Source organism: Corynebacterium sp. (assembly GCF_030535495.1).
In the GTDB taxonomy this organism is placed as follows: Bacteria; Actinomycetota; Actinomycetes; order Mycobacteriales; family Mycobacteriaceae; genus Corynebacterium.
Window position 1 is genome coordinate 1 of the sequence record NZ_JAUNRW010000079.1, and the last position, 4,777, is coordinate 4,777.

Sequence of the window (4,777 nt, forward strand, 5' to 3'; positions counted from 1 at the left end):
GCCATGACCAACAACATCAACGATCTCCTGTCCAAGCTCCCCGTCGACTCCATCGCCGCCCGCCTGGGCGAGGATCCCGCCAAGGTCCGCGAGGCCGCAGGTCAGGTCCTGCCCGCCCTACTGGCCGGCATGGGTGCCAACGCGCAGGATCCGGCGGGCCGCGATTCCCTGGCCACCGCCGTCGACGCGCACAACCCGAACCTCGTCGAGGGTGAGATCAACGTCGACGACATCGACACCCAGGACGGCGCCAAGATCGCCCACCACGTCTTCGGCCAGAACGAGGATCAGGTGGCCCACCAGCTCGGCGGTGTCGTCGGCGGCACCAGCCTCGTCCGTTCGCTGCTGCCGATCCTGGCGCCGATCGCCATGTCCTGGCTGGCCGGCCGCCTGCAGCAGGGTGGTGGCGGTGGCACCACGCAGGCGCAGAGCCGCGGCGGTCTGCTCGAGCAGATCCTCGGCCAGGTGCTCGGCGGCGGCCAGGCGCAGGCCCCGTCCCAGGGCGGCATGGGCGGCGTGCTCGGGGATATTCTGGGCGGGCTGCTGGGCGGTGGGCGTCGATAAGCAGGTATGGTGAGGTATCACCAAACCGCAACTGAGAAAGGCCCCCACAATGCTGTTTCTGGCACGCATGGATGTCACGTTCCCCGAGTCGTTGACCCCTGAGCAGGTCGCTGACTTCCAGGTCCGCGAGAAGGAGTACTCGGGCAACCTCCAGTCCGAGGGCATCATGAAGGGCATCTGGCGCGTCGTCGGCGAGTACGCGAACTACTCCATCTACGACGTCCGCGACAACGATCACCTCCACGACGTGCTCTCGGGTTTCCCCATGTACAAGTACATGTCGATCAAGGTCACCCCGCTGGCGCAGCACCCGAACGCCACGCGCGAGGACTTCTTCTAGAAACACGAGAAACCGCCCGTCCCCCAGCTCGGGGAGACGGGCGGTTCGCTGTCTGCAAGCTACTCCTGAGGCATGATGAACCAGGCGACGATATAGGCCAGCAGCGGGGTTCCGGATCCGATGAGCGAGACGGCCACGAAGATGAGGCGGACGAGCGTCGGGTTCCAGTTGTAGGTCTCGGCGATGCCACCGAGCACACCGGCGACGTAGCGGTCGGTGAGCGAGCGGTGCAGGCGGCGCTGGTGCATCGGGGTGTTGTGATCGTTCATTGTGGGGCTCCTTGGGTGGTGGTGTCTGTCCTTGACACCTCCATTGTCACCCGCCGCCCCTGCGGAGGGCATCGGGAAAGGCCCCGAACTTACCCTGAGATCAGCAGTCGGAGTCGTCGTCGATAAGCGAGCCGCAGTAGTCGGGGTGGCCGGGCACGTTGGAGACGGCGATGACCTGCTCCATGAAGGACTTCAGCTGCGCGTGCTGTTCGGGGGTCATGTGGTCGAAGACGACGCGGCGCACGCTCTCGACGTGCTCGGGGGCGGCGGAGCGCAGGCGGCGCATGCCTTCCTCGGTGAGGGAGACGATGACGCCGCGGGCATCGCCCTCGCTCTTGCGCTTGGTCACCAGGCCGCGGCGTTCCATGCGGGTGATCTGGTGGGAGGTGCGCGAGCGGTCCCATTCCAGGCCGGCGCACAGGTCGCGCAGGCGCAGGCACTGCTCCTCGGCCTCGGAGAGGGAGACGAGGACGGAGAATTCCGAGCTCGACAGGTCACTGCCTGCCTGGAGCGTGTCGTCCATGACGCGGTCGATCTTGCGCATGCCGGCGAGGATGAGTCGCCACAGCGCCTGCTCGTCGTCGTTGAGCCATCGTGCCTCTGTTGCCATGTTCTCGACTATAGCCCTGCCGTAGGTCGGGACGGGAATCGTCCCCGGACTATTTATATTCACATTCTCACCTGCCATTTTTCTGTGAAGGTGAGATCACCCTAGCGTAGTTGTTGACAAGTCACCAAGCACGACTTAAAGTGTGACACGTACACAACATCGTCTCAAGGAGAACAACAATGACTGATTACACCGGCACCTGGGTCCTCGACGCCGCTCACACCGACATCGCCTTCGTGGCCCGCCACGCCATGGTCACCAAGGTCCGCGGCACCTTCGAGGAGTTCGAGTCCACCGTCACCGTCGACGGTGAGAACCCGGCCGCGTCCGTCGCCAAGGCCGTCATCAAGACCGCCTCCGTCAACACCGGCAACGCCGACCGCGACGGCCACGTCCGCGGCGACGACTTCTTCTCCGTCGAGCAGTTCCCGGAGATGACCTTCGAGTCCACCTCCTTCGACATCCAGGGCAACTCCGGCACCGTCACCGGTGACCTCACCCTCAAGGGCATCACCAAGCCGGTCACCCTCGACGTGGAGATCTTCGGTGTCGAGGAGGACCCCTTCGGCGCCACCCGCGTCGGCTTCGAGGCCACCACCAAGATCAACCGCAAGGACTTCGGCGTGGACTTCCAGGCCCCGCTGGGCTCCGGTGGCGTGCTCGTCTCCGAGCAGATCACCATCCAGATCGACGGCTCCGGCGTCAAGCAGTAGTCACAGACGAGAAACGGCCCCCTCGGGGGCCGTTTGTCATTTCACCGTGCTTTTCTGCTTATCGACGCCCGCCGGCGCCGCCTCCGTCACCGCCGGCTTCGGCGGGCGGGGATCCATGAGCCAGGCGATGAGGCAACCGAACACCAGACCCCAGAACGGGGCGCTCAGACCGAGGATCTGCAGTTCGGAGACGGTGACGAGGAAGCAGACGAGGGCGCCCGTCGAGAAGCTCCCGGAAAAGCCCGCCACGAAGGCGTTCTTCAGCGGGGTGAGCATGGCGATGCCCGCCAGCGCGGCGATGAAGGAGGCGGGCATGGCCAGCATGAAGCCCACGAAGGCCGGGGCGAACAGGCCGACGGCGATCGCGCCGAGGGCGGTGACCATCGCGGCCGCGTAGTGGCGCTCGCGGTTGGGGCCGGAGGTGACCAGCGCGTTGGTGGGGCCGGTGAGACACGTGGTCACGTTGCCGATGAACGCCATGGGGATGGATACCAGGCCACTGGCGGCGGCGGCGAGGTTGACGCCCGGCTTGTGTCCGGCGGCGCGCAGCACCGCGATGCCCTGGCCGTTCTGGACGATGACGACCGTGACCGCCAGCGGGATGACCAGCTCGATCATGGCGGCGAGGGAGAACTCCGGGGCGGTGAACACGGGGGTGGTGATGATGCCGTCGTCGAGAATGCCCGAGCCCAGGCGACCCGAGGCGATGGCGATGGCGGTACCCAGCAGCGCGGCGATGGCCACGGGCGGCGCGACGGCGGCCACGCGCGGCACGACCGACAGCCCGACGAAGATGACGATCATCGGGATGGCCAACCACGGATCGCCCGTCGCGGCGGTGACCAGCTCGAGGCCGAAGCGCAGGAAGATGCCCGCCACCATGGCCATGACGATGGTCGGGGGCAGCGCGGCCATGATGCGACCGATCAGCCCCGACCAGCCGAGCAGGAAGACGAGCACGCCGGTGGCCAGGTAGGCGCCGATGACCTCGCCGAAGCTCAGGTGCGTGAGGGCGTCACCGGCGATGACCGTGCCGGGGATGGTCCAGAAGTACGCCTGCGGGTACCGGTAGAGCCAGGTGAGGAACAGCGTGAGCAGGCCGTTGCCCAGGAAGGCGCCGAAGATCCACGAGGAGGTCTCGTCGGCGCTGAGGTTGCCCGCCGCAGCCGCGGCGAGGATGACCGCGATGGGGCCGGAGGCGGAGAAGATGAGGGCGACGAGTCCGTTGCCCACTTCCTGGGGCCCGGCATCGCGGAGAATCTCCCGGAGGGAGGGTCGAGGGAGGTGCGGCCGCTCGATGGCCAGCAACGGGAATGCGCTCATGCCGGGAAGTGTGGCACGGCGCACACCTGCGCGCATCCACCCTACCCCCTCACATATGGACATTTCCCGGCCGGGCGGGGTGATTGGTCACATCTCAGCAGGTCAACTCACGTGCCCGTGGTTCGCATTGCGCACGCATGTACCCCCGCCGAACGGGCGCAGGGCGAACAGCCTTCAGACCGACTCCGGAACCGCCACGGCCGGCAGCGTGCGCGCCTGGCGGACCCTCCCCCACCACAGGCCGATGAGGACCGCCCCCGCGAGCAGCACGACAGCCCCGAGCAGGACGTCCGGACCCAGGGCCGTCTTCGCCTGCAGGCGGACATCGGAGAGCGCACCGACGATGCCCAGCGCCACGGCAATGAGCGTGGTGCGCCAGTTCATCCACGACGACACCAGCGCGACCATGTACAGGCCGGCGACGATACCCAGCGGGCTGGACATACCGAAGAAGATGACCGCTCCGTCCATGGCCGACATCCTCCCCACCGGGCCGCGCAGCAGCACCCAGGCGAAGCCGAGCAGCGCCAGCGTCCCCGTGATCAGCCACAGGGTGAGATAGAGGGAGCGCGAGACCCCAGCGACCTCCGGGAACAGGTCCATCCCCTGCCACCCGAACACCGCCGGCGTGAGCAGCAGCTGGGCGATCGCGCCGATGAGGGCTGCGGCGAGCCACAATTCAATGGCCCGGCTCGGGGACAGCCGCACGGCGGGGGAATTCATTGTGTTGACAATACAGTGTTTGACGCATATGTCGTGCCCTGCTCGGGGTCGCTTGGCAGTGAGATGCGCCACGGCTCGGGGCTCGGGGCTTGGGGCTCGGTATCTCCCGGTAGGCAGCACCGCGATACCGAGCTCCCGCCGGCCCCCGGACCCCTCACCCGAGGCAAGGATGCCTCGGGGACGATGCCGAGGTTAACCCGGCAGGCTCGACTTCAACTCCTCGATCGCGTACTCC

Annotated in this window: 7 protein-coding genes; 3 read left to right on the forward strand and 4 right to left on the reverse strand. The window is 67.0% G+C overall.

Annotation, left to right across the window (positions count from 1 at the left end; genetic code table 11):
- Positions 1 to 564, forward strand: a 564-nt coding sequence (locus Q4F73_RS09330) for a DUF937 domain-containing protein (protein ID WP_368660522.1), incomplete at its 5' end; no start/stop codon positions are given.
- Between the two features lie 49 nt (positions 565 to 613).
- Positions 614 to 904, forward strand: coding sequence for a muconolactone Delta-isomerase (gene catC, locus Q4F73_RS09335; RefSeq protein ID WP_303359078.1), 291 nt, complete (start codon positions 614 to 616; stop codon positions 902 to 904).
- Positions 905 to 963: 59 nt separating this feature from the next.
- On the opposite strand, the gene Q4F73_RS09340 is transcribed toward catC, so the two are convergent.
- Positions 964 to 1,173 carry a PspC domain-containing protein gene (locus Q4F73_RS09340; RefSeq protein ID WP_303359079.1) on the reverse strand — a complete coding sequence of 70 codons (210 nt, stop codon included), beginning with the start codon at positions 1,171 to 1,173 and terminating at the stop codon, positions 964 to 966.
- Between the two features lie 100 nt (positions 1,174 to 1,273).
- A complete protein-coding gene (locus tag Q4F73_RS09345; RefSeq protein ID WP_303359080.1) occupies positions 1,274 to 1,783 on the reverse strand; it encodes a MarR family winged helix-turn-helix transcriptional regulator in 510 nt (169 codons plus the stop codon).
- Between the two features lie 179 nt (positions 1,784 to 1,962).
- Here Q4F73_RS09345 and Q4F73_RS09350 point away from each other — a divergent pair, with 179 nt between their 5' ends.
- The gene (locus Q4F73_RS09350) at positions 1,963 to 2,496 is read left to right on the forward strand and encodes a YceI family protein (protein WP_303359081.1); all 534 of its coding nucleotides are present in this window, start codon (positions 1,963 to 1,965) and stop codon (positions 2,494 to 2,496) included.
- Positions 2,497 to 2,532: 36 nt separating this feature from the next.
- On the opposite strand, the gene Q4F73_RS09355 is transcribed toward Q4F73_RS09350, so the two are convergent.
- On the reverse strand, positions 2,533 to 3,819 hold the full coding sequence (locus Q4F73_RS09355) for a benzoate/H(+) symporter BenE family transporter (RefSeq protein ID WP_303359082.1): 1,287 nt from the start codon (positions 3,817 to 3,819) through the stop codon (positions 2,533 to 2,535).
- Between the two features lie 174 nt (positions 3,820 to 3,993).
- Positions 3,994 to 4,542 (reverse strand): hypothetical protein, encoded by a 549-nt coding sequence (locus Q4F73_RS09360; RefSeq protein WP_303359083.1) that lies wholly within the window; start codon positions 4,540 to 4,542, stop codon positions 3,994 to 3,996.
- Between the last annotated feature and the right edge of the window lie 235 nt (positions 4,543 to 4,777).